The 20,725-nt window shown below is 72.9% G+C and carries 20 protein-coding genes and 2 pseudogenes; 11 read left to right on the forward strand and 11 right to left on the reverse strand.

Features of this window, described 5'->3' with window-relative positions; all coding sequences use genetic code 11:
• The 3 genes and pseudogenes from Q0L15_RS19775 to Q0L15_RS19785 all read right to left on the reverse strand — a co-directional run.
• Nucleotides 1-298, reverse strand: a pseudogene (locus Q0L15_RS19775) (ABC transporter permease); the annotation flags it as partial.
• Nucleotides 295-1,311 carry an ATP-binding cassette domain-containing protein gene (locus Q0L15_RS19780; protein ID WP_296606312.1) on the reverse strand — a complete coding sequence of 339 codons (1,017 nt, stop codon included), beginning with the start codon at nucleotides 1,309-1,311 and terminating at the stop codon, nucleotides 295-297. The pseudogene Q0L15_RS19775 and the gene Q0L15_RS19780, both read right to left, overlap by 4 nt.
• A 142-nt stretch (nucleotides 1,312-1,453) precedes the next feature.
• Entirely contained in the window at nucleotides 1,454-2,221 is a 768-nt protein-coding gene (locus tag Q0L15_RS19785) for a maleylpyruvate isomerase family mycothiol-dependent enzyme (protein WP_296606313.1), read from the reverse strand.
• A gap of 63 nt (nucleotides 2,222-2,284) precedes the next feature.
• On the opposite strand from Q0L15_RS19785, the gene Q0L15_RS19790 reads away from it, so the two are divergent.
• Nucleotides 2,285-3,259: an NYN domain-containing protein gene (locus tag Q0L15_RS19790; RefSeq protein WP_296606314.1), complete on the forward strand. Its 975-nt coding sequence runs from the start codon at nucleotides 2,285-2,287 to the stop codon at nucleotides 3,257-3,259.
• Here Q0L15_RS19790 and Q0L15_RS19795 read toward each other — a convergent pair.
• A complete protein-coding gene (locus tag Q0L15_RS19795; protein ID WP_296606316.1) occupies nucleotides 3,245-3,880 on the reverse strand; it encodes a PadR family transcriptional regulator in 636 nt (211 codons plus the stop codon). The genes Q0L15_RS19790 and Q0L15_RS19795 overlap by 15 nt on opposite strands.
• A gap of 23 nt (nucleotides 3,881-3,903) precedes the next feature.
• On the opposite strand from Q0L15_RS19795, the gene ppgK reads away from it, so the two are divergent.
• Nucleotides 3,904-4,671, forward strand: coding sequence for a polyphosphate--glucose phosphotransferase (gene ppgK / locus Q0L15_RS19800; protein ID WP_296606317.1), 768 nt, complete (start codon nucleotides 3,904-3,906; stop codon nucleotides 4,669-4,671).
• Here the strand turns inward: ppgK and Q0L15_RS19805 are convergent.
• Complete coding sequence (locus Q0L15_RS19805; protein ID WP_296606319.1) at nucleotides 4,647-5,168, reverse strand: MarR family transcriptional regulator; 522 nt, start codon at nucleotides 5,166-5,168, stop codon at nucleotides 4,647-4,649. The two genes, ppgK and Q0L15_RS19805, sit on opposite strands and share 25 nt — an antisense overlap.
• A gap of 68 nt (nucleotides 5,169-5,236) precedes the next feature.
• On the opposite strand from Q0L15_RS19805, the gene Q0L15_RS19810 reads away from it, so the two are divergent.
• Nucleotides 5,237-7,267, forward strand: a complete 2,031-nt coding sequence (locus Q0L15_RS19810) for an MMPL family transporter (RefSeq protein WP_296606320.1) — start codon at nucleotides 5,237-5,239, stop codon at nucleotides 7,265-7,267.
• A 17-nt stretch (nucleotides 7,268-7,284) separates the two neighbouring features.
• Here the strand turns inward: Q0L15_RS19810 and Q0L15_RS19815 are convergent, their stop codons facing one another.
• Entirely contained in the window at nucleotides 7,285-8,658 is a 1,374-nt protein-coding gene (locus Q0L15_RS19815) for an NAD-dependent malic enzyme (protein ID WP_296606322.1), read from the reverse strand.
• Nucleotides 8,659-8,825: 167 nt separating this feature from the next.
• Between Q0L15_RS19815 and Q0L15_RS19820 the strand changes: the two genes are divergently transcribed.
• A complete protein-coding gene (locus tag Q0L15_RS19820; protein ID WP_296606323.1) occupies nucleotides 8,826-9,434 on the forward strand; it encodes a TetR/AcrR family transcriptional regulator in 609 nt (202 codons plus the stop codon).
• A 69-nt stretch (nucleotides 9,435-9,503) separates the two neighbouring features.
• Nucleotides 9,504-11,828: an MMPL family transporter gene (locus tag Q0L15_RS19825; RefSeq protein WP_296606325.1), complete on the forward strand. Its 2,325-nt coding sequence runs from the start codon at nucleotides 9,504-9,506 to the stop codon at nucleotides 11,826-11,828.
• Between the two features lie 70 nt (nucleotides 11,829-11,898).
• Here Q0L15_RS19825 and Q0L15_RS19830 read toward each other — a convergent pair whose 3' ends face one another.
• Entirely contained in the window at nucleotides 11,899-12,420 is a 522-nt protein-coding gene (locus tag Q0L15_RS19830) for an SRPBCC family protein (protein WP_296606326.1), read from the reverse strand.
• A gap of 129 nt (nucleotides 12,421-12,549) precedes the next feature.
• On the opposite strand from Q0L15_RS19830, the gene Q0L15_RS19835 reads away from it, so the two are divergent.
• Nucleotides 12,550-12,708 (forward strand): hypothetical protein, encoded by a 159-nt coding sequence (locus Q0L15_RS19835; protein ID WP_296606328.1) that lies wholly within the window; start codon nucleotides 12,550-12,552, stop codon nucleotides 12,706-12,708.
• Here Q0L15_RS19835 and Q0L15_RS19840 read toward each other — a convergent pair.
• Nucleotides 12,705-13,364 carry a hypothetical protein gene (locus Q0L15_RS19840; RefSeq protein ID WP_296606330.1) on the reverse strand — a complete coding sequence of 220 codons (660 nt, stop codon included), beginning with the start codon at nucleotides 13,362-13,364 and terminating at the stop codon, nucleotides 12,705-12,707. The genes Q0L15_RS19835 and Q0L15_RS19840 overlap by 4 nt on opposite strands.
• Before the next feature lie 29 nt (nucleotides 13,365-13,393).
• Nucleotides 13,394-15,625, reverse strand: coding sequence for a DUF4185 domain-containing protein (locus tag Q0L15_RS19845; RefSeq protein WP_296606332.1), 2,232 nt, complete (start codon nucleotides 15,623-15,625; stop codon nucleotides 13,394-13,396).
• Nucleotides 15,626-15,689: 64 nt separating this feature from the next.
• Here Q0L15_RS19845 and Q0L15_RS19850 point away from each other — a divergent pair, with 64 nt between their 5' ends.
• A complete protein-coding gene (locus Q0L15_RS19850; protein ID WP_296606334.1) occupies nucleotides 15,690-16,700 on the forward strand; it encodes an alcohol dehydrogenase catalytic domain-containing protein in 1,011 nt (336 codons plus the stop codon).
• 89 nt (nucleotides 16,701-16,789) lie between these two features.
• On the opposite strand, the gene Q0L15_RS19855 is transcribed toward Q0L15_RS19850, so the two are convergent.
• A complete protein-coding gene (locus Q0L15_RS19855) occupies nucleotides 16,790-17,674 on the reverse strand; it encodes an aldo/keto reductase (protein ID WP_296606335.1) in 885 nt (294 codons plus the stop codon).
• 42 nt (nucleotides 17,675-17,716) lie between these two features.
• Nucleotides 17,717-18,298 carry a M15 family metallopeptidase gene (locus tag Q0L15_RS19860; RefSeq protein ID WP_296606337.1) on the reverse strand — a complete coding sequence of 194 codons (582 nt, stop codon included), beginning with the start codon at nucleotides 18,296-18,298 and terminating at the stop codon, nucleotides 17,717-17,719.
• 132 nt (nucleotides 18,299-18,430) lie between these two features.
• On the opposite strand from Q0L15_RS19860, the gene Q0L15_RS19865 reads away from it, so the two are divergent.
• The 4 genes and pseudogenes from Q0L15_RS19865 to Q0L15_RS19880 all read left to right on the forward strand — a co-directional run bounded on the left by Q0L15_RS19865 (nucleotide 18,431) and on the right by Q0L15_RS19880 (nucleotide 20,655).
• Nucleotides 18,431-18,895: a MarR family winged helix-turn-helix transcriptional regulator gene (locus Q0L15_RS19865; protein WP_296606339.1), complete on the forward strand. Its 465-nt coding sequence runs from the start codon at nucleotides 18,431-18,433 to the stop codon at nucleotides 18,893-18,895.
• A gap of 14 nt (nucleotides 18,896-18,909) precedes the next feature.
• Nucleotides 18,910-19,293: pseudogene (locus Q0L15_RS19870) on the forward strand (LLM class flavin-dependent oxidoreductase); the annotation flags it as partial.
• Nucleotides 19,294-19,354: 61 nt separating this feature from the next.
• Complete coding sequence (locus Q0L15_RS19875) at nucleotides 19,355-19,969, forward strand: LLM class flavin-dependent oxidoreductase (RefSeq protein ID WP_296606340.1); 615 nt, start codon at nucleotides 19,355-19,357, stop codon at nucleotides 19,967-19,969.
• The gene (locus tag Q0L15_RS19880) at nucleotides 19,966-20,655 is read left to right on the forward strand and encodes an NAD(P)-binding domain-containing protein (RefSeq protein WP_296606341.1); all 690 of its coding nucleotides are present in this window, start codon (nucleotides 19,966-19,968) and stop codon (nucleotides 20,653-20,655) included. Before Q0L15_RS19875 ends, Q0L15_RS19880 begins: the two co-directional genes overlap by 4 nt.
• Nucleotides 20,656-20,725: the final 70 nt, after the last annotated feature.

Consider the following 20,725-nt stretch of genomic DNA (forward strand, 5'->3'; position numbering starts at 1 on the left):
CCTCGATCACGCCCTCGCGCCACTCGCCGATCAGCCCGAAGCCGGCGAAGAACGCACCGAACATCCCCAGCTGCACCAGCAGCCCGGGCACCAGGAACGTGTAGGCGTTGGTCGTCCCGGTGTCGAAGGACCCGACCAGCGGCTTGAGGAGCGGGCCGAACAGCAGCAGGTAGAGCACCGGCTGCATGATCCCGATCAGGACCCAGGCAGGGTTGCGCAGGTTCATCCGGATCTGGCGGCGGAAGACGATCGAGCTCTCCCGGACGAAGGTGGTTGCGGGGCTGCTGCCGGCGCTCATGCCAGCACCTCCTCGGGCTGGGTGGGGGCGTCGGCCGAGTCCGCGTCGCGCAGCGACCGGCCGGTGAGGGACAAGAAGACGTCGTCGAGCGTGGGGCGCAGCACCTCGATCGAGTCCAGGTCGACGCCGGCGCTGTCGAGGTCGCGCAGCAGGCCCGGTACGACGCGGCCCGCTCGCGGCACCCGCGCTCGCACGTGCCGGCCGTCGGTCTCCACGCCGTCCGCACCGCCGGACCCGTGCACCAGCGACGCGAGGCGCGCCGCGGCCACCGGGACCTGGGCCGGGTCGACGACCTCGAGGTCGACGAGGTCTCCCGCGACCTGGGCCTTGAGGTTGTCGGAGGTGTCGGAGGCGACGATGCGGCCCTGGTCGATGATCACGATCCGGTCGGCCAGCACGTCGGCCTCGTCGAGGTAGTGCGTGGTGAGGAAGACCGTGGCGCCCAGGCGGGAGCGCAGACCCTGGATGTGCTCCCAGAGGTTCGCACGGGCCTGCGGGTCCAGGCCGGTGGTCGGCTCGTCGAGGAACACCAGGCGCGGGTCGTGGATCAGGCCCATCACGACGTCGAGGCGGCGCTTCTGGCCGCCGGACATGTTCTTCGGCATCCGCTTCCACAGCCCGTCGAGCTGCAGCTGGGCGAACAGCTCCTGCCCGCGGCGTACGGCGTCGGCGCGCGACATCCCGTAGAGCATCCCGTGGTCGACGACCTCGTCCCCGGCGAAGGCGCCGGAGAACGTCGCACCGACCTGGGAGACGTAGCCGATGCTGCGCCGCACCTGCACCGACTGGGTCGCCACGTCGTAGCCGGCCACCCGGGCCGTGCCGGCCGTCGGCTTGAGCAGCGTCGTGAGCATCCGCAGCGTCGTGGTCTTGCCGGCCCCGTTGGGGCCGAGGAAGCCGACGACCTCGCCCTCGTGGACGTCGAGGTCGACCCCGTCGACGGCATGCACCTCCTTCATCGCCTTGCCGCGCCCCGTGTGGAACGTCTGCACGAGTCCCCGTGCCTCGATCATGGACATCTCCTTGTGTTCAAGTTTGAACAGCAGTGTTCAACGTTGACGAGCAGGCGTCAAGCCGTCCCGGCGGTCTGACCGCCCCGGCCGGCACGACTCATCGCTCCGAGACCGTCGGGAGGGTCAGAGCTCCGCGTCGCGTTCAGCTCCAGGTGACGGCGGCGCGCTCGCGCCAGGCGGTCTCCAGGTCCGGCCCGACGCCGGGCCCCCGGCCCCGGTTCCACAGCGCGAGGTAGAGCTCGACCGCGCTGCCGTCGAGCTCCCAGTCGCCCTCGTCCGCCACTCCGCGGCCGCGCGTCGTCACCGCGGGGCGCGGCCCCAGCTCGACGCGCCACCAGTCGGCGACGTCGTCGGGGTCGACGACCAGCACGGCGTCCTCCTCGCAGCGCAACCGCGAGCGGGGCCGGGTCACGAACCCGCCGAGCAGCTCGTCGATCCCGTCCGCGGCGAGGTCGGCCTCGATCCAGGTCTCCTCGGCGCTCGGGTAGCGCCCGAGCGCCGCGGCCAGGGCGTCGACGGCGTGCACGGTCGTCTCGTGGCACTGCCTGCGGGCCCAGAACTCCCGTGCCGGCGGCGCATCGTGCAGGAAGACCGGCGCGCGCAGGTCTGCCGGTGCGCGCGTCAGCGCGGCGGCGAGGTCGACGGCCCCGTCGCGCAGCCACTCCAACGGATCCGGCTCGGCGCGCCCGGTGGCCTCGACGGCGTCGGGGTCGACGTCCTGCTCGCCGCGCACCAGCGCGGCCGCCCAGCGGTGCACCATGCCCTGGTGGGCGACCAGCTCACGCACGGTCCACTCCGGACACGTCGGCACGGCGGCGGCGAGTCCGGCGCGGTCGGCGTACCGGACGAACGCGATCATCGCCGTGCGCAGGCCGTCGAGGTGACGGGCCATGGTGAGCTCGGTGGGCACGTCTCGAGAGTCGCAGGTGGCGCGGCGCGCGGCACCCGGTTTAGGCCGTGGTAGGAGTGGGGCGTGACCGAACCCGCCGACGTGCGCCTCGCCGTCCTCATCGACGCCGACAACGTCTCCGCCTCCCACGCGGCGGACCTCCTCGCCGAGCTCGCGCGGTACGGCGTCCCCACGGTCAAGCGGGCGTACGGCGACTGGACGACCCAGCAGCTCACCGGCTGGAAGTCCGAGCTCGCCCGGCACGCGATCCAGCCGATCCAGCAGTTCGCCAACACCGTCGGGAAGAACTCCACCGACTCCGCACTGATCATCGACGCGATGGACCTGCTCTACTCGGGCAACCTCGACGCGTTCGCGATCGTCTCGAGCGACAGCGACTTCACCCGCCTCGCGACCCGGCTGCGCGAGTCGGGCAAGACGGTCTACGGACTCGGCCGCCGGCGCACCCCGGCCTCGCTGCAGGCGGCGTGCGACAAGTTCATCTTCCTCGAGGTGCTGCGCGACGAGTCCGACCGGGACGCCTCCTCCACGACGGACCAGGAGGCCGGGCCGGACGCCGAGTCCGAGGCCGACTCACTCCCCGATCTGCGCACGATCCTCGAGGCGGCCGTGAGGAGCACCGCACAGGACGACGGCTGGTCGTCGCTCGGCTCGGTGGGCACCTACCTCGGCAAGACCCACGCGGCCTTCGACCCGCGCCACTACGGCTTCCCGCGCCTCAGCGCCCTGGCCGGCGCGCAGGCCTACCTCGACCTCGATCACCCCGACGGCGGCCAGCCCCGGGTCCGGCTGCGCTCCCAGCGACCGCCGCGCAAGCGGGCCGCGGGCACCGACACGGCCGCGAAGAAGACGACCGAGAAGAAGACGTCTGCGAAGAAGGCCGCGAAGAAGGCGGCCCCGAGGACGTCCGCCGCCGAGCCTCCGCCGCCAGCGGCCGCCGAGGCGACCCCGGCCGCCGCCCCCGAGACCCGTTCCCTGCCGACCGTGACCACGACGACGAGATCGGCCCGGACCCGCAAGCGGTCAGCGGCCGAGTAGCGCGCGGTACTTCTCCCGCTCGGCGTTCATCTGCCACCCCGGGTCCTCGGGTGGTGGCGCCCAGCCCCACTCCTCGCCCATCTCGAACGCGAGGGCACCGCTGCGGACCTCCTCGATCGTCTCGCGCAGCCAGGCCAGCTCGGCGACCGCGATGTCCAGCCAGAGCAGCATGCTGCGCGTCGCGTGCGGCGGGGCTTCACCGGGCCGGTGGTCGGCGAGCTCCTTGACCGCCGCCTCGAGCGCGACCCGCCGGGCGGTGAGCGAGCGTTGGACCTGCGCCCGGTCGAGGAGCGGGAGCATCGAGAAGGCGACGTGGAACGCCGTGCGCTGGAAGGCGTCGACGGTCTCCAGCGACTCGATCAACAGCCGGTGCAGCTCGTCGCGGCCGGCGGGGGTGAGCTCGTAGACAGCGACCTCGCGGCCGCCGTCGAGGAGGTCGTGGCGGACCAGGTGACCGAGGTTCGTCAGCGAGGTGAGGCCGTGGTAGATCGAGCCCGGGTTGGTCTTCGCCCACCGGTCCACCTGCCACGACAGCAGCTCGCGCCGGATCTGGTAGCCGTTGACCGGCTCGAAGAGCGCGACGGCACCCAGGATGAGCATCCGGGTCTCGTGCGCCGACATGCCACGCAGTTTAGGGTTGCCGAATGGCCCCGAACGCCCCGACAGCGCTCCAGCCCTTCGGCATCGACTTCGGGGGCACCGGCATCAAGGGCGCTCCGGTCGACCTGGACGCCGGCGAGTTCGCCGCCGAGCGGGTCCGGATCAAGACCCCCGCGCCCTCCACCCCGCAGCGGGTCGCGGAGGTGTTCGTCGAGCTGCTCTCCCAGTTCCCCGAGTGCACCGGCGCCGTCGGCGTGACCGTCCCCGGCGTCGTGCGTCACGGGGTGGTGCGCTCGGCCGCCAACATCGACAAGTCCTGGATCGACACCGACGCCGACCGGCTCTTCACCGAGGCCACCGGCCGCGAGGTGCACGTGGTCAACGACGCCGACGCCGCCGGCTTCGCCGAGGTCCGGTACGGCGCGGCGCGGGGCCGGTCGGGCCTGGTGATCGTGACGACCCTCGGCACGGGGATCGGCTCGGCGATGGTCCACGACGGGGTGCTGATCCCCAACTCCGAGCTCGGCCACCTCGAGATCGACGGCCACGACGCCGAGTCGCGCGCGGCCAACAGCGCCCGTGAGCGCGAGGACCTGTCGTGGGAGCACTGGGCCAAGCGGCTCACGACGTACTACCGCACACTGGAGAAGCTGTTCTCCCCCGAGCTCTTCGTGGTGGGCGGCGGGGTCAGCAAGAGCTCCGCGGAGTTCTTGCCGCTGCTCGACCTCGACACCGAGATCATCCCCGCCGCGCTGCTGAACAAGGCCGGCGTGGTGGGCGCGGCGCTCTACGCCTCCGAGGGCGGCGGCTGAGTGGTTGCCGGCAGCACCGGCGCCGGCCCCGCGACCTGCTCGAAGGCCGCCCGCACGCCGCGCAGGTAGCGCTCGACGAGCGCCCGCTCGTCGTCGGTGAAGGAGCGATCCCACGCGTCGAGCGCGGTGAACATCGGCAGCAGGTGCGCGAGCACCTCCTCGCGCCCCGAGCTCGTCACCCGCACCTCGGTGCGCCGGCGGTCGGCCGCGTGCGGGTGGCGCTCGACGTGTCCCCGCTCGGCGAGCCGGTCGACGATCCCGGTCGAGGCGGCGGTGCTGACCTCGAGCAGGCGCGCCAGCTCGGCGGGGCCGAGCGGGCCGCGGACGAGGTGCTGGAGCGCGACCAGGTCGGAGTCGCCGAGCCCGGCCCGCCGGGCGACGACGTGTCGCACCCGGGCTCCGGCCTCGATCGCCTCACGCAGCGCGACCAGGCTCCCGGTCTGGCGCCAGGCGTCGGCGAACTCGGTCGCCGGACCGGACGACTCGGCTTCCGCCATTTTTGTTTCACCCACTTGATGTCTAACCTGATTAGCGATCATACCGAACCCTCGCCTCGGAGGCTCCCATGTCGCACCGCATCGCCGCGTTGGTCACCGGACCCCGCTCGGCCGTGCTCGTCGCGCTCGTCCCATTCTTGCTGGCGTTGGTGCTCATCGGCGCCGTGGGCGAGGCCGATCGCGCGGACCGCAGCACGGACTCCCTGCCGGCGGGTCTGGACAGCACGGAGGGCACGGCGCTGCTCGACCGGCTCCCCGAGGACGTCTCGACGGCTGCGATCGTGCTGTTCACCGCCAAGGACGGCGAGCTCTCCGGGGTCCAGCTGACCGCGTTGCGCGACGCCGCCGGCGACCTGGGCTCCCGCGGCGGTACGCCGGCCGGGGAGCAGGCGAGCCCGCTGGTCCCGTCCGAGGACGGCACGGCCGCACTGCTCGCGATCCCCGTGCCCTCCGGGTCGGCGACCGAGGTGGCGGACACCGTGAAGGAGCTGCGCACGGCGGCGGACGAGGCGGCACCCGACGGCGTGGAGGCGCAGGTGACCGGGCCCGCCGCGGTCCAGGCCGACCTCGCCGCGGTGTTCGACGGGGCCAACACCCGGCTGCTGCTGGTCACCGCGCTCGTGGTCGCGGTGCTGCTGGTGATCACCTACCGCAGCCCTGTCCTGTGGCTGGTCCCGCTGGCCGTGGTCGGCATCGCCGACCGGCTCGCCGCCGTGCTCGCGACGCAGGTGATGGCCGCGGTCGACGTGGCCTGGGACGAGTCGACGGTCGGCATCCTCTCGGTGCTGGTGTTCGGCGCCGGCACCGACTACGCGCTGCTGCTGATCTCGCGCTACCGCGACGAGCTGCGCACCGAGGAGTCGCGCTACCAGGCGATGGCGCACGCGCTGCGGCGTACGGCGGAGGCGGTGATCGCCAGCGCCACCACGGTCGTCCTCGGCCTGCTGACGCTGCTGCTCTCGCTCACGCCCACCACCCGGGGCCTCGGCCTTGCGTGTGCGGTCGGCGTCGTGGTCGCTGCGACCTTCGCCCTGGCGGTCCTGCCCGCGGCGCTCGTGCTGTTCGGCCGCTGGGTGTTCTGGCCGCGGGTGCCGCACGTCGGCGAGACCGTGATGGTCGAGTCCGGCACGGTCTGGCACAAGATCGGCGAGCGGGTCGCCCGCCGGCCCGGCACGGTGATCACCGGGTCGCTGCTGCTGCTCGCGGTGATGGCGATCGGCCTCTTCCGCATCGACCTCGGCCTCGACCAGGCCGAGCAGTTCCTCGACGAGCCGGAGGCGATCAGCGCCGCCACGCGACTGGCGGAGTCGTTCCCCGCCGGCACCGCCGATCCGACCCAGGTGGTCACCACCGGCTCGCCCGAGAAGGTCCTCGACGCGGTCCGCTCGGTCGAGGGCGTGACCTCGGCCCGCGTCTCCGACAGTGGCAACGGCGTGAGCGTCATCGACGCGGTGCTCTCCGGCCGCTCCGGCGAGAACACCGACACCGTCGAGGCGCTGCGCGACGCGGTCGCACCGTACGACGCCCACGTCACGGGCTCCGAGGCCGAGGCCATCGACGAGCGCGAGGGCTCCGACCGCGACCTGCGGCTGATCGTGCCGCTGATCCTGGTGCTGGTGCTCGGCGGCCTGGTGCTGCTGCTGCGCTCCGCGGTCGCCCCGGTGCTGCTGGTGCTCACCGTGGTCGCGACGTACGCCGCCGCCATGGGTGCCTCGTGGTGGCTGTTCACCGGCCCGCTCGGCTTCGGCGCGATGGACAGCGGGGTGCCGCTGTTCGCGTTCTTGTTCCTCGTCGCGCTCGGCGTCGACTACAACATCTTCCTCGTCACGCGGGCCCGCGAGGAGTCGGCCGGCCACGGGTCGCGCGACGGCATGCTGCGGGCACTGTCGGCCACCGGTGGCGTGATCACCAGCGCGGGCATCCTGCTCGCGGCGGTGTTCGCCGTGCTCGGCGTGCTCCCGCTGGTCGTGCTCGCCCAGCTCGGCACGATCATCTGCCTCGGCGTGCTGCTCGACACCCTGCTCGTGCGGACGCTGCTGGTGCCGGCGATCGCGATGCGCCTCGGCGACCGGTTCTGGTGGCCGCGCCAGGTGGGATGACCCCAGGGGGAGTCCGATCAGACGCCGCGGACGGCGGCGGCCACCTTGCGCTGCACGTCGGGGTGGAACACCGTCGGGATGATGAACGCCGGGTTCAGCTCGTCGTCCTTGACGACCAGGGCGATCGCCTCGGCGGCGCGCAGCAGCATGTCGAGGGTGATCTCGCTGGCCCGCGCGTCGAGCAGCCCGCGGAACACGCCCGGGAAGGCGAGCACGTTGTTGATCTGGTTGGGGTAGTCCGACCGACCGCTGGCCACGACCGCGGCGTACTTCTGCGCCTCCGCGGGGTCCACCTCGGGATCGGGGTTGGCCAGCGCGAACACGACCGGCTGGTCGGCCATGTCCTGGATCCACTCGGCCTGGAGCAGGCGCGGGCCGCTGACACCGATGAACACGTCCGCCCCGTCGAGGGCCGCGCGCAGGTCGCCGCGCACCTGCCGCGGGTTCGTCATCGCGGCGAGCTCGCGCTTGGCGGGCGGGAGGGTCTCGTCGTCACGCGACAGGCAGCCCTCGCGGTCCCAGACCACGATGTCCGGCGCTCCCGCGGCGAGCAGCAGGGTGACGATCGCGGTGCCCGCGGCTCCGCCGCCCGACACGGCGATGCGCACGTCGGTGATGTCCTTCTTCACCACGCGCAGCGCGTTGGTCAGCGCGGCCAGCACCACGATCGCGGTGCCGTGCTGGTCGTCGTGGAACACCGGGATGTCGAGGCTCTCGCGCAGGCGGCGCTCGATCTCGAAGCAGCGCGGGGCGGCGATGTCCTCGAGGTTGATGCCACCGAAACCGGGGGCGATCATCTCGACCGCCCGCACGATCTCGTCGGTGTCCTGGGAGGCCAGGCAGATCGGCCAGGCGTCGATGTCGGCGAACCGCTTGAACAGGGCGGCCTTGCCCTCCATCACCGGCAGCGCCGCCCCGGGCCCGACGTTGCCGAGCCCGAGCACGGCCGACCCGTCGGTCACCACGGCGACCGAGTTGCCCTTGATCGTCAGCCGCGGCACGTCACCGGGGTTCTCGGCGAGCGCGAGGCTGACCCGGCCGACGCCCGGGGTGTAGGCCATCGAGAGGTCGTCACGGTTGCGCAGCGGCACCTTCGAGGTGACCTCGATCTTGCCGCCGATGTGCAGCAGGAACGTCCGGTCGCTCACCCGGTGCACCGCGACGCCCTCCACGGACTCGGCGGCGGCCTCGAGCTGCTGGGCGTGCTCGGCGTCACTGGCCGAGCAGGTGACGTCGACGACCAGCCGCGCGGCGCTGGAGTCCGCGACGTCGATGCCCGTGACGATGCCGCCCGCGGCGGAGATCGCCGACGCGACCGCTCCGACCACGCCGTTGTCGGCGGCGGTGTGCAGACGCATGGTGATCGAGTACGACGACGCGGTGGCGGCCATGGACCGCACCTTTCCGCGGCGGAGTGGCGGCGAGCAAGTCGGCGGCGACCCTCCGGGGACGATGACGGACGACCCGGCCGGCCGCCGAGGCGCGCGACGGCGCTCGTGTGACGACCTTCACAATTGTGCACTTTCAGGTGCATCGTGCAAAACTGCACTTTGTGAAGTTGAGTGCAAGCAATCTCGGGCCCACCGGCTGCGGCCGCCGCGAGACCCGCAAGCGGGAGACCGAGCTGCGCATCCATCGGTGCGCCCTGGAGCTCACCGACGAGCGGGGGCTCGACGGCTGGACGATGGACGACCTGGCCGACGCCGCCGACGTGTCGCGGCGCACCCTGTTCAACTACTTCCCCGGCAAGGTCGACGCCGTCCTCGGCGGCACGCCCGAGCTGCCGGCCGAGGCGCTCGAGGTCTTCCACCGCGGCGGCCCCACCGGGCGGCTGGTCGACGACCTCTCCGCGCTGGCCGCGGCGATCCTCGCCGAGAAGGGCTTCGATCCCGAGGTGATGGCGCTCGGCCACCGCATCCTCCACCAGACGCCGCGGCTGATCGTGATCGCGCACGAGCGCTTCGAGCAGGTGACCGGCGACCTGGTCGACCACATCCTGCGCCGCGAGGGCGAGGGGTTCGGCGCCGCCCGGGCCCGCCTGCTGGTGCGCCTGCTCGTGGCGGTCTTCGACGTCGCGATCAACCAGCTCAACGACAACCCCGGCGACCGCCCGGTCGCCGAGATCTTCGACGAGAACGTCCGCCTGGCGCGCGACCTGCTCGCCTGACCCGTTCCCACCTGCTCCGCACCACCCGTTTCCCCGAACCCTTCCCACCCACCAGGAGACCCGCCACCCATGGCCACCCTGTTGCACCGTCTCGGCAAGACCGCCTACCGGCGGTGGCCGATCTTCCTCGCGGGCTGGCTCGTCGCCATGCTCGCCGTCGGCGCGTTCGCCGCCACGATGTCCAAGCCGATGACCGACGCCTTCTCGATCCCCGGCATCCCCTCGGAGAAGGCCGCCGACATGCAGGAGGAGCTCTTCCCGCAGTCGGTGGACGCCTTCGACCGCGCGACGGTGAACGTCGTCGTCGCCGCCCCGGAGGGCCACACGCTCGAGGAGGCGCCGTACGCCAACGCGGTCGACGACCTGGTCGCCGAGCTGCGCCAGGTGCCGCAGGTGCCCGACGACGCGCCCCTCGCCAACCCGGTCGACGCCGCCGGCTCGCAGCGCCAGCAGCTGCTCGACGCCGCGGAGCAGAACGGCACCCCGCGCGAGCAGGCACTGGCGAACGCGGCCGCGCTCAGCCCCCTCTCCGAGGACGGCCGGGTCGGCACCATCACCTTCGACTACGACGTCGAGACCCCGCAGGACATCGAGCCCGCCACGCAGGACCGGCTGCTCGAGGTGATGGACGACGCCCGCGCGAGCGGGCTCACCGTCGAGGCCAACGGCACCGGCATGAGCGCGTTCTCCGAGCCCGGCGGCTCCTCGGAGCTGATCGGTGTCGCGGTCGCGCTGCTCGTGCTCGTGCTGACCTTCGGCTCGCTGGTCGCCGCCGGCCTGCCGATCGTCACCGCACTGTTCGGCGTCGGCCTCGGCATCACCGCCGTCACCGGCATGACCGCGTTCATGGACATCGGCTCGAGCACCCCGATGCTCGCCACGATGATCGGCCTCGCGGTCGGCATCGACTACACGCTGTTCATCCTGGCCCGCTACCGCACCGAGCTGCACCACACCGAGGACCGCGAGGAGGCCATCGGCATCGCCGTCGGTACGGCGGGCTCGGCCGTCGTGTTCGCCGGCCTCACGGTGTTCATCGCGCTGACCGCCCTCGCCGTCGTCCGGATCCCGTTCCTGACCGCGATGGGTCTGGCCGCCGCCGGCACCGTGCTGATCGCGGTGCTGGTCGCCCTGACGCTGCTGCCCGCGATCCTCGGCCTGCTGAAGTCGAAGGCGTTCGGCGGCCGGGTGCGTCGCTACGCCCCGCACCGCGAGCCCGACGGCCACGTGCTCAACAACGGCGTCCGCTGGGCGCGGCTCGTCGGCCGCCGACCCGTCGCCGTCGCGCTGCTGGTGGTCGTGGCGCTCGGTGCGCTCGCCGTACCGCTCAAGGACCTGCACCTCGCCTTCCCGACCGACAGCACCGCCGCCTCGGACACCACGCAGCGCAAGGCCTCGGACCTGATGTCGGCCGCGTTCGGCCCGGGTCGCGAGGGTCCGCTGCTGGTCGTCGTCGACGCCACCGGCGTCACGGAGGCCGACCGGGGCGCCGCGATCGGCGAGGTCACCGCCTGGACCGCCGGGCTCGACGACGTCGACAACTCCCAGGTCGTGGCGATGAACGAGGCGGGCACCGGCGCCCAGATCATGGTCACGCCCTCGTCGGGTCCTGACGAGACCGCGACCGAGAACCTGCTGACCGCGCTGCGCGACGGCCAGGACTCGATCGAGCGCCAGACCGGCACCGAGACCGGCGTGACCGGCCTGACCGCGATCACCACCGACGTCTCCGAGCGGCTCAGCGACGCGCTGCCGATCTACCTGACCGTGGTCATCGGGCTCGCGTTCCTGCTGCTGATGCTGGTCTTCCGCTCGATCCTGGTGCCGCTCACCGCGACCCTGGGCTTCCTGCTCTCGGTGCTCGCGACGCTCGGCGCGACCGTCGCGGTCTTCCAGCAGGGTGCCTTCGGGATCATGGAGGGCCAGCCGATCGTGAGCTTCATGCCGATCTTCCTGATCGGCGTGGTGTTCGGCCTGGCGATGGACTACCAGGTCTTCCTGGTGACCCGCATCCGTGAGGCGCACGTGCACGGCTACCCGATGAAGGAGGCCGTGGTCGACGGGTTCCGCAACAGCGCCCGCGTGGTGACGGCCGCCGCCGCGATCATGACCGCGGTGTTCGCCGCGTTCATGCTGCAGGACGAGCCGATCATCAGGTCGATGGGCTTCGCGCTGGCGATCGCGGTCGTGTTCGACGCGTTCGTGGTGCGGATGGCGCTGATCCCGGCCGTGCTCTACCTGCTCGGCGACCGCGCCTGGTGGCTGCCGCGCTGGCTCGACCGGCTGCTGCCCGAGGTCGACGTCGAGGGCGAGAAGCTCGAGCGCCCCTACCTGCGCGGCCCCGACTTCGACGACGCGCTCGACGACCTGGAGCCGGAGGCCTCGCGGTCGTAAGCGGTCCGGCTCGCGCGGCTGCAGCCCGCAACCCATTCGCGGACCGCAACCACACCGTCGGTTGATCAGCTCAAGATCGATCTCGCGGCCCGCGCGGCGACGAAGTCGACGCGCGAGACGCGACCTCTCGAGCACCCAGGTGGGCGAGCAGGTTCTTCGAGAACCGCTCGCCCATCTGGTCGATCACCCGGCACATCGTCGAGCGCACCGCGCCACCGGCCACTCGGGGCAGCGGCAGGTCGACGGTGATCTCCATGGAGGTGTCCAGGCGGGTGCCCGCCGCGTCGTCGCTCAGCGCGTACCACCCCTCGACCCCGGCACGCTCGGTCGCACCGGTCGGCGGGTCGTGCCGGAAGTCGATGCGGCTGGGCTCGTCGTACGTCATCAGCTCGGTGAACGCCGGGGCGATCCCGAGGCCGGCCACCTTCAGGCCGGTCATCTGCCAGCACCAGTGGTCGCCGTCCGCCCGGATCGCGGTGACGAACGGCGTCAGCGACGCGACGACCTCGGGGTCGGTGAGCGCCTCCCACACGCGGTCGCGGGATGCGTCGATGACGGCGCTGGCCTTCGTGCCTGCGGTGAAGCGGGTCATGGCTTTGCCACTACCCAGCGACGGCCGCGCCGATGTGCCCGAGCGGCCGAGATCACACCGTCCGCGGGTTTCGAGCAGCCCCGGTCCGGGGCACAAGACCCTCAGCCCCACTCCCTGGAGGTACACCCCATGATCACCGCGCTGCTGATGTCGGGCCTGCTGGCCTTCGTGCTGCTCGTGCCCACGCTGATGGTGGCGGTGCTGGTCTCGGGCCTCTCCCGCCGTCCGGCGCTGATCGAGGCCGAGCCCGCGACGGCCCCGGCGACCGAGGGTGTCCTGGCCGGCTAGCCCACCATCCGGGCCAGCACCTGCGCGGACTGCTGGTGCCCGACCGGGTTCACGTGCCCGTCGAGCAGCACCTCGATCGTGCGGTTGCCGAGATCGAGCACGACCCGGTCCGCACCGACCTCGAGCACCTCACCACGCACGAGGTAGTCCTCGGCCTGCAGCCGTTGGAGCAGGGTCTCGGGCTTGCACCGCTCCACGTCACCGAGGGCGACGGCCTGCAGCCGGCTGCGCAGCCGGGTCCGCACCCGCCCGCCGGCGCGCCAGAGCAGGAGCCCGACGACCAGGAGCACCAGGTCGGCCACGAGGGTCGCGACCAGCGGCACCCGGCTCTCGACCGCGCCGTCGACCCGGTAGGCGGCGGGGTCGTCCTCGATCACCCGGACGTCCAGGCTCCCGGACTCGACCGCGTCGGCGTACGCCGTCTCGTCGAGCTCGGCGGACCAGGTGCGCTGGTCGGGGTCGACGTCCTCGGGGAAGGTGAAGCTCACGCGCCGGTCGGTGTCGTCGTGGGCGAGGAGCGTCGCGGTCGTCTCCACGCCGGACCGCTCGACCCTGGAGTCGGTCCACGTGCTGTGCGCCAGCGGCAGGTTCACGAGCGCCGCCAGCAGCAGGAGCGCGAACGCGGTGCGCCGGCTGGTCCCCCTCGTCTCCGCCATGGGCGCCAGTATCCCTGCCCGCCGGAGCCTCAGGGCAGGTGCACCCGCAGGAACCGCGGGCGATAGCGCGTCGGGTCCTCGACCACCTCGCCGACGTCCGTGCGGTTCTGGCTGTAGGACACCACGACGGTGCCGGGTCGAGGGAGCAGGCCGGGGTGGGCCAGCGGCATGTACCGCAGCCGGCCCTCGGCGGCGTCGGAGGGCAGGGGCGCGACCGCACGGCCGTCGTCGAAGGGACCCCAGGGCTCCGGCGCGGTCCAGACGACGATGTCGCTGCCGAGGAACTCGTCGCGCTTGCTCAGCGCATACCACCGCTCACCGTCGCGGAACACCGAGAGCGTCTGCGACGTACCGCCGTCGGCGGGGATGAGCTCCTGACTCTGCGCGGGGTCGTCGACCCAGTCGCTGCCCGACCAGTACTCCCAGGCCGAGGGCCGCAGCACGTCGTCGGGGTGGACCCGCGCCACCCGCAGCGAGAAGCCGAACACGTAGTCCTGGTCGGGGTTGGCGGTGCCGTAGAGGTAGAGCCAGTCGCCGTCGAGCGCGGCCGCCGCGCCCCACACCGGTTGGGTGATGTCGGCGGCGTCCGGGCCGACGTCGCGTACGCCGACCAGCTGCGGGGTCTCACCGCGCGGGACGACGAACACGGCCACCGCGGGACCGAGGTTCTCGAACCCGAAGGCGTCCTCGGCCCCGGTGCCGCGCACCCGTTGGCAGGTGACGACGACCAGGTCGTAGCCGGGATGGGTCACGGTGACCGCGGACATCGGCCAGTAGCCCACCCGTCCGGTCGAGCGGGCGCTCGGTCGGTCCGGGACCAGCGCGCCGTGGTCCTGCGGGACGATCGCCTGGATGCAGTCGCCACCGAAGATGAGCATCGAGTTGCGCACGAAGCGCTGGCCGTTGAACGACGGGTTGCGCAGCGTGTCGCCGAACACCATCAGTCGGCGCCCGTCCTGCAGCTCGGTGTCGGCGCCGACGTCACCGCCCTCGAATTCCGGGCCGCCACGCACCGTCCGGGCGATCCGGTTGAGGTCGGCCACGCTCTCCACGCGTCCGGGCGAGACGCACTGCGTCTCGCTGGCCCGACTGGCGACCGCGGCGGCGTCGGCGACGGCGTCGCGCGGGACGAACGAGACGAGCGCGAAGGCCGCGACCGCGGCCGGCAGCACCACGACCGCGACCCGCCAGCGCCAGCGCACCAGGCGCCCGTGGCGGACGACCGGCGTGAGCTCCGGGTGCAGCAGGACCGGCTCGTCGAGGCCCGCGTCCGGCGCGGTCTGCTCGCGCGCGCGCTCGCGCCGCGAGACGAGCAGTGCCAGGACGGAGGCGAGCATCCACACCGCGAGCACGAGCAGCGGGAGGCGGACCCCGGTGCCGCCGTACAGCGCGATCGCGCCGAGCGCCTCGACGCTGGCACCCGGCGGTGTCCACACCGACAGCAGCGGCCACGGGTCGGGGAGGAGCAGCGGGTCGGTGCCGAGCAGCTGCGGGGTCGCGACGACGAGGTAGAACGTGCCGCTCAGCCCCAGTCCGCCGAACCCGGCGACGCCCTCCAGAGCGAGCGTGACCGTGCCGGCGACGACCGCTGTGAGCGCCAGGACGCCGGCGAGCCGCAGCTGCGCCGCGGTGTCGAGCCCGCTGACGCCGGGCAGCACGCTGGCCGCGACGTACCCGGCCACCAGCGACACCGCCGCGACCACGAGGATCCGCCGGGTGCCCAGCCGGATGGTGCGCGCGACCGGACCGAACCGGGCCGAGAGCAGCAGTGCGAGCACGAACCCGAGCGCGCCGAACCCGGCGGCCAGGCGGCGTACGACGTGGTCGTCGACCGCCGAGGCGGAGACGTGCCGGACGGTGAGCGTGCGTCCGTGGGAGCGCTCGATCGCGGTGACCTGGTCGAGCACGGCGCGCGCGAGCCGGTCGTCGGTCGCGCCGTTGAGCACCAGCTCGTCGTGGGTGCCGGTGAGGTCGACGAGCGCGGCGCCGACGGTCACGCCGTGCCGGACGTCGTCGACCGCGGCGTCCCGGTCGTCGGTGGCCGTGACCTCCAGCGGCCGGCCCGGCAGCGCGTTGACCTCGTCGGCGAGCGCCTGCGCGACGATCGCGGGCGCGACGACGGCGACCGGCGCGTGGTGCGGCCGCGGCTCGCGCACGTCGCGGACCAGCAGGGCCAGGCCGACGCCCTGGGCGACCAGCACCACCGCGCAGATGATCGCCACCCTGCGCGGGAAGAGCCGGCGCAGCGTCGATCGTTCCACGGCACTCAGTCTGGCGGGTCCGGGTGCGCAACACGTCGGGAGTGGCCGAGAGTAGGTTGACGGCGTGCCAGCAGCGGCCCGACTCCACGGCATCGGCGACCTCCGCGTCGAGCAGGTCCCCCCTCCAGCAGCCCCGCGACCGGGCTGGTCGACGGTGGCCGTCACCTCGGTCGGCCTGTGCGGGTCGGACCTCCACTGGTACACCGACGGCGGCACCGGCGAGGTCACGATCGACGAGCCGGTCGTGCCGGGCCACGAGCTCGCCGGCGTCGCGATCGACGGTCCGTACGCCGGGCGCCGGGTCGCGGTCGACCCGGCGATCCCCTGCGGGGTGTGCGAGCAGTGCCGCGCCGGCGACGGGAACCTGTGTCCCGACGTCCGGTTCGCCGGGCACGCGGGCCTCGACGGCGGGCTGCAGGAGTCGCTGGTGTGGCCCGACCACCTGCTGTTCCCGCTGCCCGACGGGCTCAGCGACGACGCGGGCGCGCTGCTCGAGCCGCTGGGCGTCGCGATCCACGCGGTGGGCGTCGCGCACGTGCGGCCGGGCGACGACGTGCTGGTCGCCGGCGGTGGGCCGATCGGCGTCCTCGCGGCGGCCGTCGCGCGTCGTACCGGCGCGCGACGGGTGTTCCTCAGCGAGCCCCTCGCCCACCGCCGCCAGACGGCCCTGCGCTTCGGCGCCGACGAGGCCTGGGCCCCCGAGGAGGCAGCGGCGGCGGTCGAGTCGGCCACGAACGGTCGCGGTGTCGACGTCGCGATCGAGATGGCCGGGGTCGACGACGCGATCACGACGGCGGTCACCGCGGTGCGACCGGGTGCCCGGATCGCCCTCGGCGGCATCCCCTCGACGCCGCTGTCGGCGTTCCCCGCCGCGGTGGCCCGTCGCAAGGGGCTCACGTTCGCGATGGTGCGCCGGATGCACGAGACCTATCCGCGGGCCATCGAGCTCGCCACCACCGGCCTGGACCTCGACCCCCTGGTCAGCCACCGCTTCCGGCTCGCCGACGCCGCTGCGGCCTTCGAGCACGCCGTCGCCCGCACCGGCGACAAGACCGTCATCGCCGTTGATTCGTGACTTCTGAGCGTTGAGTCGGGAGTTCCGGGAGGCCGGCCGGACGAGAACTCCGGACTCGACGGGCAGAACTCCCGACTCGGCGTCGGGGGTCAGTCGGCGTCGAGCGCCTGCAGCTCCTCGGCGGTGAGCTCGAGCTCGGCGGCGGCCGCGGAGTCCTGGATCGACTGCGGACGCTTGGCGCCCGGGATCGGGATCACCACCGGCGACTGCGCGAGCTCCCAGGCGAGCGCGACCTGCTGGGCGCTGACGCCGCGGGCCTCGGCGACCCGGGCGAACGCCGGGTGCTTGGTCGCCAGCTCCTTGGCGTCGCCGAGCCCGCCGAGCGGGCTCCACGGCAGGAACGCCAGGCCGAGCTCGTCGCAGACGTCGATCTCGGGACGGCTGCTGCGGAACGCCGGGGAGTACTGGTTCTGAACGCTGACCAGGTGGTCCCCCAGCGCCGCGTGGGCGGCGCGGATCTGCTCGGGGTTGGCGTTGGAGATGCCGAACATCCGGACCTTCCCGGTCTCGGCGATGTCCTGCATGGTCGCGAGGACGTCCTCGTAGGGAACCTTGCTGCTGGGCCGGTGGTGCTGCCACAGCGCGATCTGCTGGACACCGAGGCGGCGCAGGCTGTCGTCGACGGCCTGCTTGAGGTGGGCGTCGGTGCTGTCGGTGCCCCAGCCGCCGCCCTCGGTGCGGACGTGGCCGCCCTTGGTGGCCAGGAGCACCTGGTCGCGCACGCCGAGCTCGTCGAGCAGCGAGGCGATCAGCAGCTCGTTCTCGCCCTGGGCCTGGGCGCCCTTCTCCTCGCCGGGCCCGTAGGCGTCCGCGGTGTCGAAGAGCGTCACGCCCGCGTCGAGCGCCGCGCGCACGGTGGCGAGCAGCTGCTCTCGGGGCTGGGTGCCGGTCTGGTCGAAGGTCATCAGGCCGAGCCCGATGGCGCCGACCTCCGTGCGGCCGACGGTGTCGTTGCCGATGCTGCGAATCCTCATGGTTCGTTCCTACCAGGGGGCTGGACGGCCGCCCGCAGCGGACTACCGGCTGGCCCCGTCGGCGTACATCGGTGGGCACTCGCCGCCGGGAGACGTCGCCAGCTCGAAGTGCCAGATCTCGTTGGCGAAGATCTGGCACAGGCCGTACGCCGACCCGTGCCGCCCCAGCCAGACCGCGGCCTCGGTCGGGCCGATGTCGACAGCGTCGCCGGTCACGTGCGCGGAGTCGTCCGGGCTCGCGACGTACTCGAGCGCCTTCTCGAGGCTGCCGTACTCCAGCACGGCCTCGTCGAGCAGCCGCTGCTGGTGCTCGCGGCTGCGCCACCCGCTGGTGACCTCGATCCGCACCCCGTCCGCCCGGGCAGCGCGCGCTGCGTCCGCGAGTGCGGAGCGCAGGTCGTCGTCAAGGCGCGCGATGTCGACACGGGAGGTGTCCAGCACCTTCGGCATCGGCGGGCGGAGGCGGTCCGCCGACTGCAGGAGACCCGTGGCGGACCGCCCGTGCGGCCGGCCGGGCCCCTCCTCGTCCTGCCCGCAGGCGGTGAGGCCGGCGGCCAGGAGCAGCACGAGCACGACGGTCAGGGAGGTCGGCCGGAAGCCGAGCCGGGGCAGATGGTTCGTCACGACCTCGACGCTAGGAAGCGCGCGCCGCCCGCACCTCCGCCTGAGGTACCGGTCCCCTGACCGCTGGGCTACACCTCTGGTCCTCCGGGACTCGCGGGGGAATACATGCGCAGTCATGTTGTTGAGAGCGGCATGGACCCGACGACGCGACTCGCGAACGAGGCGTGGGAGGCGCTCTTCCGGGCGCAGGCCACCCTCAGCCTCGAGTTCGAGCGCGCCGACGTGTGGGGCGACCTGCCGCCGCGCGAGTACGGCGTGCTCTACGCGCTGGCCGGCCTCCCCGAGGGTCTGCGGATCAGCGAGCTCGTCGACGACGCCCTGCTCACCCAGACCGGGGTCTCGCGGATGGTCGCGCGCCTGGAGGGGCGCGGGCTGGTCGAGCGACGCGCCGACCCCGACGACGCACGCGCCTGCCGGATCGTGCTCACACCCGAGGGTCGCACCGTCCAGCGCCGCGTCGGCGCCGCCCACGCCCGGCACGTCGCGACCGCGATGACGCGCGCGCTCTCCGAGCGACAGCTGCGCACGCTCCGCGAGCTGACCCTCGCCCTGACCGCCGCCGCGCCCACCCCCCGAAGCCTCCGAAGCACCAGATGAAAGGCAGTGCCCCGATGAACGCGCCCCACGAGTCCCTGGAGTTCGGGCTCGACACCTTCGGCGACCTCCCCGAGGACGCCGACGGCAACCGCCTGTCGTACGCCGCCGCGATCCGCCAGGTCGTCGACGAGGCCGTCCTCGCCGACCGGCTCGGCGTCGACGTGATCGCCGTCGGCGAGCACCACCGTTCGGAGTTCGCGATCTCCTCGCCCGACACCGTGCTGGCCGGCATCGCCACCCGCACCGAGCGGATCAAGCTCGCCTCGGGCGTCACCGTCCTGTCCTCCGACGACCCCGTGCGCGTCTTCCAGCGCTTCGCGACCATCGACGCGCTGTCGAACGGCCGTGCCCAGGTCATCCTCGGCCGCGGCTCGTTCACCGAGTCCTTCCCGCTGTTCGGCTACGACCTGCGCGACTACGACGTGCTCTTCGAGGAGAAGATCGAGCTCTTCGTGAAGCTTGCTCGAGGAGAAGCCGGTCACCTGGCAGGGCACCAAGCGCGCGCCGCTGGTCGACGCCGACGTGTTCCCCAAGACCGAGTCGGGCCACCTCGACACCTGGGTGGGCGTGGGCGGCTCGCCGCAGTCGGTCGTCCGCACCGCCCGCTACGGCCTGCCACTGATGATCGCGATCATCGGCGGTCCGCCCGACCGGTTCGCGCCGTACGTCGACCTCTACCGCCGCGCCGCCGAGCAGTTCGGCACGGTCGCGCACCCGGTGGGCATGCACTCCCCCGGGTTCATCGCCGACACCGACGAGGAGGCCGCCGAGATCGTGTGGCCGGGCTACAAGCTGGTCCGCGACCGGATCGGCGCCGATCGGGGCTGGCCGCCGATGACCCGCGCCGAGTTCGACTCCGAGATCTCCCACGGCTCGCTCTACATCGGCTCACCCGAGACGGTGGCGCAGAAGATCGCGCGCGCCGTCCGCACCCTCGACGTCGGCCGCTTCGACCTCATCTACACCACCGGCGGGTTCCCCGCGGCGGCCCGGATGCGCGCCGTCGAGCTCTACGGCACCGAGGTCATCCCGCGGGTGCGCGAGCTGCTGGCGAGCGACGGAGCAAGCACGTGACCGAGGCGCCACGCGTCCTCGGGATCCTCGGCGCCGGCAAGGTCGGCACCGTGCTCGCGCGGCTCGCCGTCGCCGCCGGGTACGACGTCCTCGTCGCCGGGTCAGGCGACCCCGCGAAGATCGCGCTGACCGTCGAGGTGCTCGCGCCGGGCGCGGCCGCGACCACCGCGGAGGAGGCGGCGCTCGAGGCGGACGTGGTCGTGCTCGCGCTGCCGCTCGGCAAGCACCGCGCCCTTCCGGCCGATGCCCTGGCCGGGAAGCTGGTCATCGACGCGATGAACTACTGGTGGGAGGTCGACGGCCTCCGCGAGGACTTCACCGACCCGACCACGTCGACCAGCGAGATCGTCCAGGCGTTCCTCACCGGCTCGCGGGTGGTCAAGGCGTTCAACCACATGGGCTACCACGACCTCGAGGACGAGGCCCGGCCCGCGGGCACCGCGGGCCGCAAGGCCATCGCGATCGCCGGCGACGACCCGGCCGACCTGGCCGTCGTCGCCGAGATCGTCGACCGGCTCGGCTTCGACCCCGTCGTCGCCGGCTCGCTCGCCGACGGCGTACGCCTGCAGCCGGGCACCGAGCCGTTCGGCGCCGACGTCGACGCCGATGAGCTGCGCGCGATGATCGACCGGTTCCCCGCCTCCGAGCCGGGCCGCTCGGTCACCACGGCCCGCGCAGCACGCTGATCCAGCAGGGACACCGACGCACAGACAAGGCCCCGGATCCTGAGGATCCGGGGCCTTGTCACACGTGCGC

Source organism: Nocardioides sp. (assembly GCF_024509035.1).
Lineage (GTDB): Bacteria > Actinomycetota > Actinomycetes > Propionibacteriales > Nocardioidaceae > Nocardioides.

Bases quoted from the DNA above. Each gene is read 5' to 3' on its own strand.
- Q0L15_RS19825 (WP_296606325.1), top strand. From the start codon at position 9,504: ATGGCCACCCTGTTGCACCGTCTCGGCAAGACCGCCTACCGGCGGTGG.
- Q0L15_RS19795 (WP_296606316.1), bottom strand. From the start codon at position 3,880: ATGTCGGCGCACGAGACCCGGATGCTCATCCTGGGTGCCGTCGCGCTC.
- Q0L15_RS19855 (WP_296606335.1), bottom strand. From the start codon at position 17,674: ATGAGGATTCGCAGCATCGGCAACGACACCGTCGGCCGCACGGAGGTC.
- Q0L15_RS19810 (WP_296606320.1), top strand. From the start codon at position 5,237: ATGTCGCACCGCATCGCCGCGTTGGTCACCGGACCCCGCTCGGCCGTG.
- Q0L15_RS19805 (WP_296606319.1), bottom strand. From the start codon at position 5,168: ATGGCGGAAGCCGAGTCGTCCGGTCCGGCGACCGAGTTCGCCGACGCC.
- Q0L15_RS19780 (WP_296606312.1), bottom strand. From the start codon at position 1,311: ATGATCGAGGCACGGGGACTCGTGCAGACGTTCCACACGGGGCGCGGC.
- Q0L15_RS19840 (WP_296606330.1), bottom strand. From the start codon at position 13,364: ATGGCGGAGACGAGGGGGACCAGCCGGCGCACCGCGTTCGCGCTCCTG.
- ppgK (WP_296606317.1), top strand. From the start codon at position 3,904: ATGGCCCCGAACGCCCCGACAGCGCTCCAGCCCTTCGGCATCGACTTC.
- Q0L15_RS19815 (WP_296606322.1), bottom strand. From the start codon at position 8,658: ATGGCCGCCACCGCGTCGTCGTACTCGATCACCATGCGTCTGCACACC.
- Q0L15_RS19865 (WP_296606339.1), top strand. From the start codon at position 18,431: ATGGACCCGACGACGCGACTCGCGAACGAGGCGTGGGAGGCGCTCTTC.
- Q0L15_RS19835 (WP_296606328.1), top strand. From the start codon at position 12,550: ATGATCACCGCGCTGCTGATGTCGGGCCTGCTGGCCTTCGTGCTGCTC.
- Q0L15_RS19830 (WP_296606326.1), bottom strand. From the start codon at position 12,420: ATGACCCGCTTCACCGCAGGCACGAAGGCCAGCGCCGTCATCGACGCA.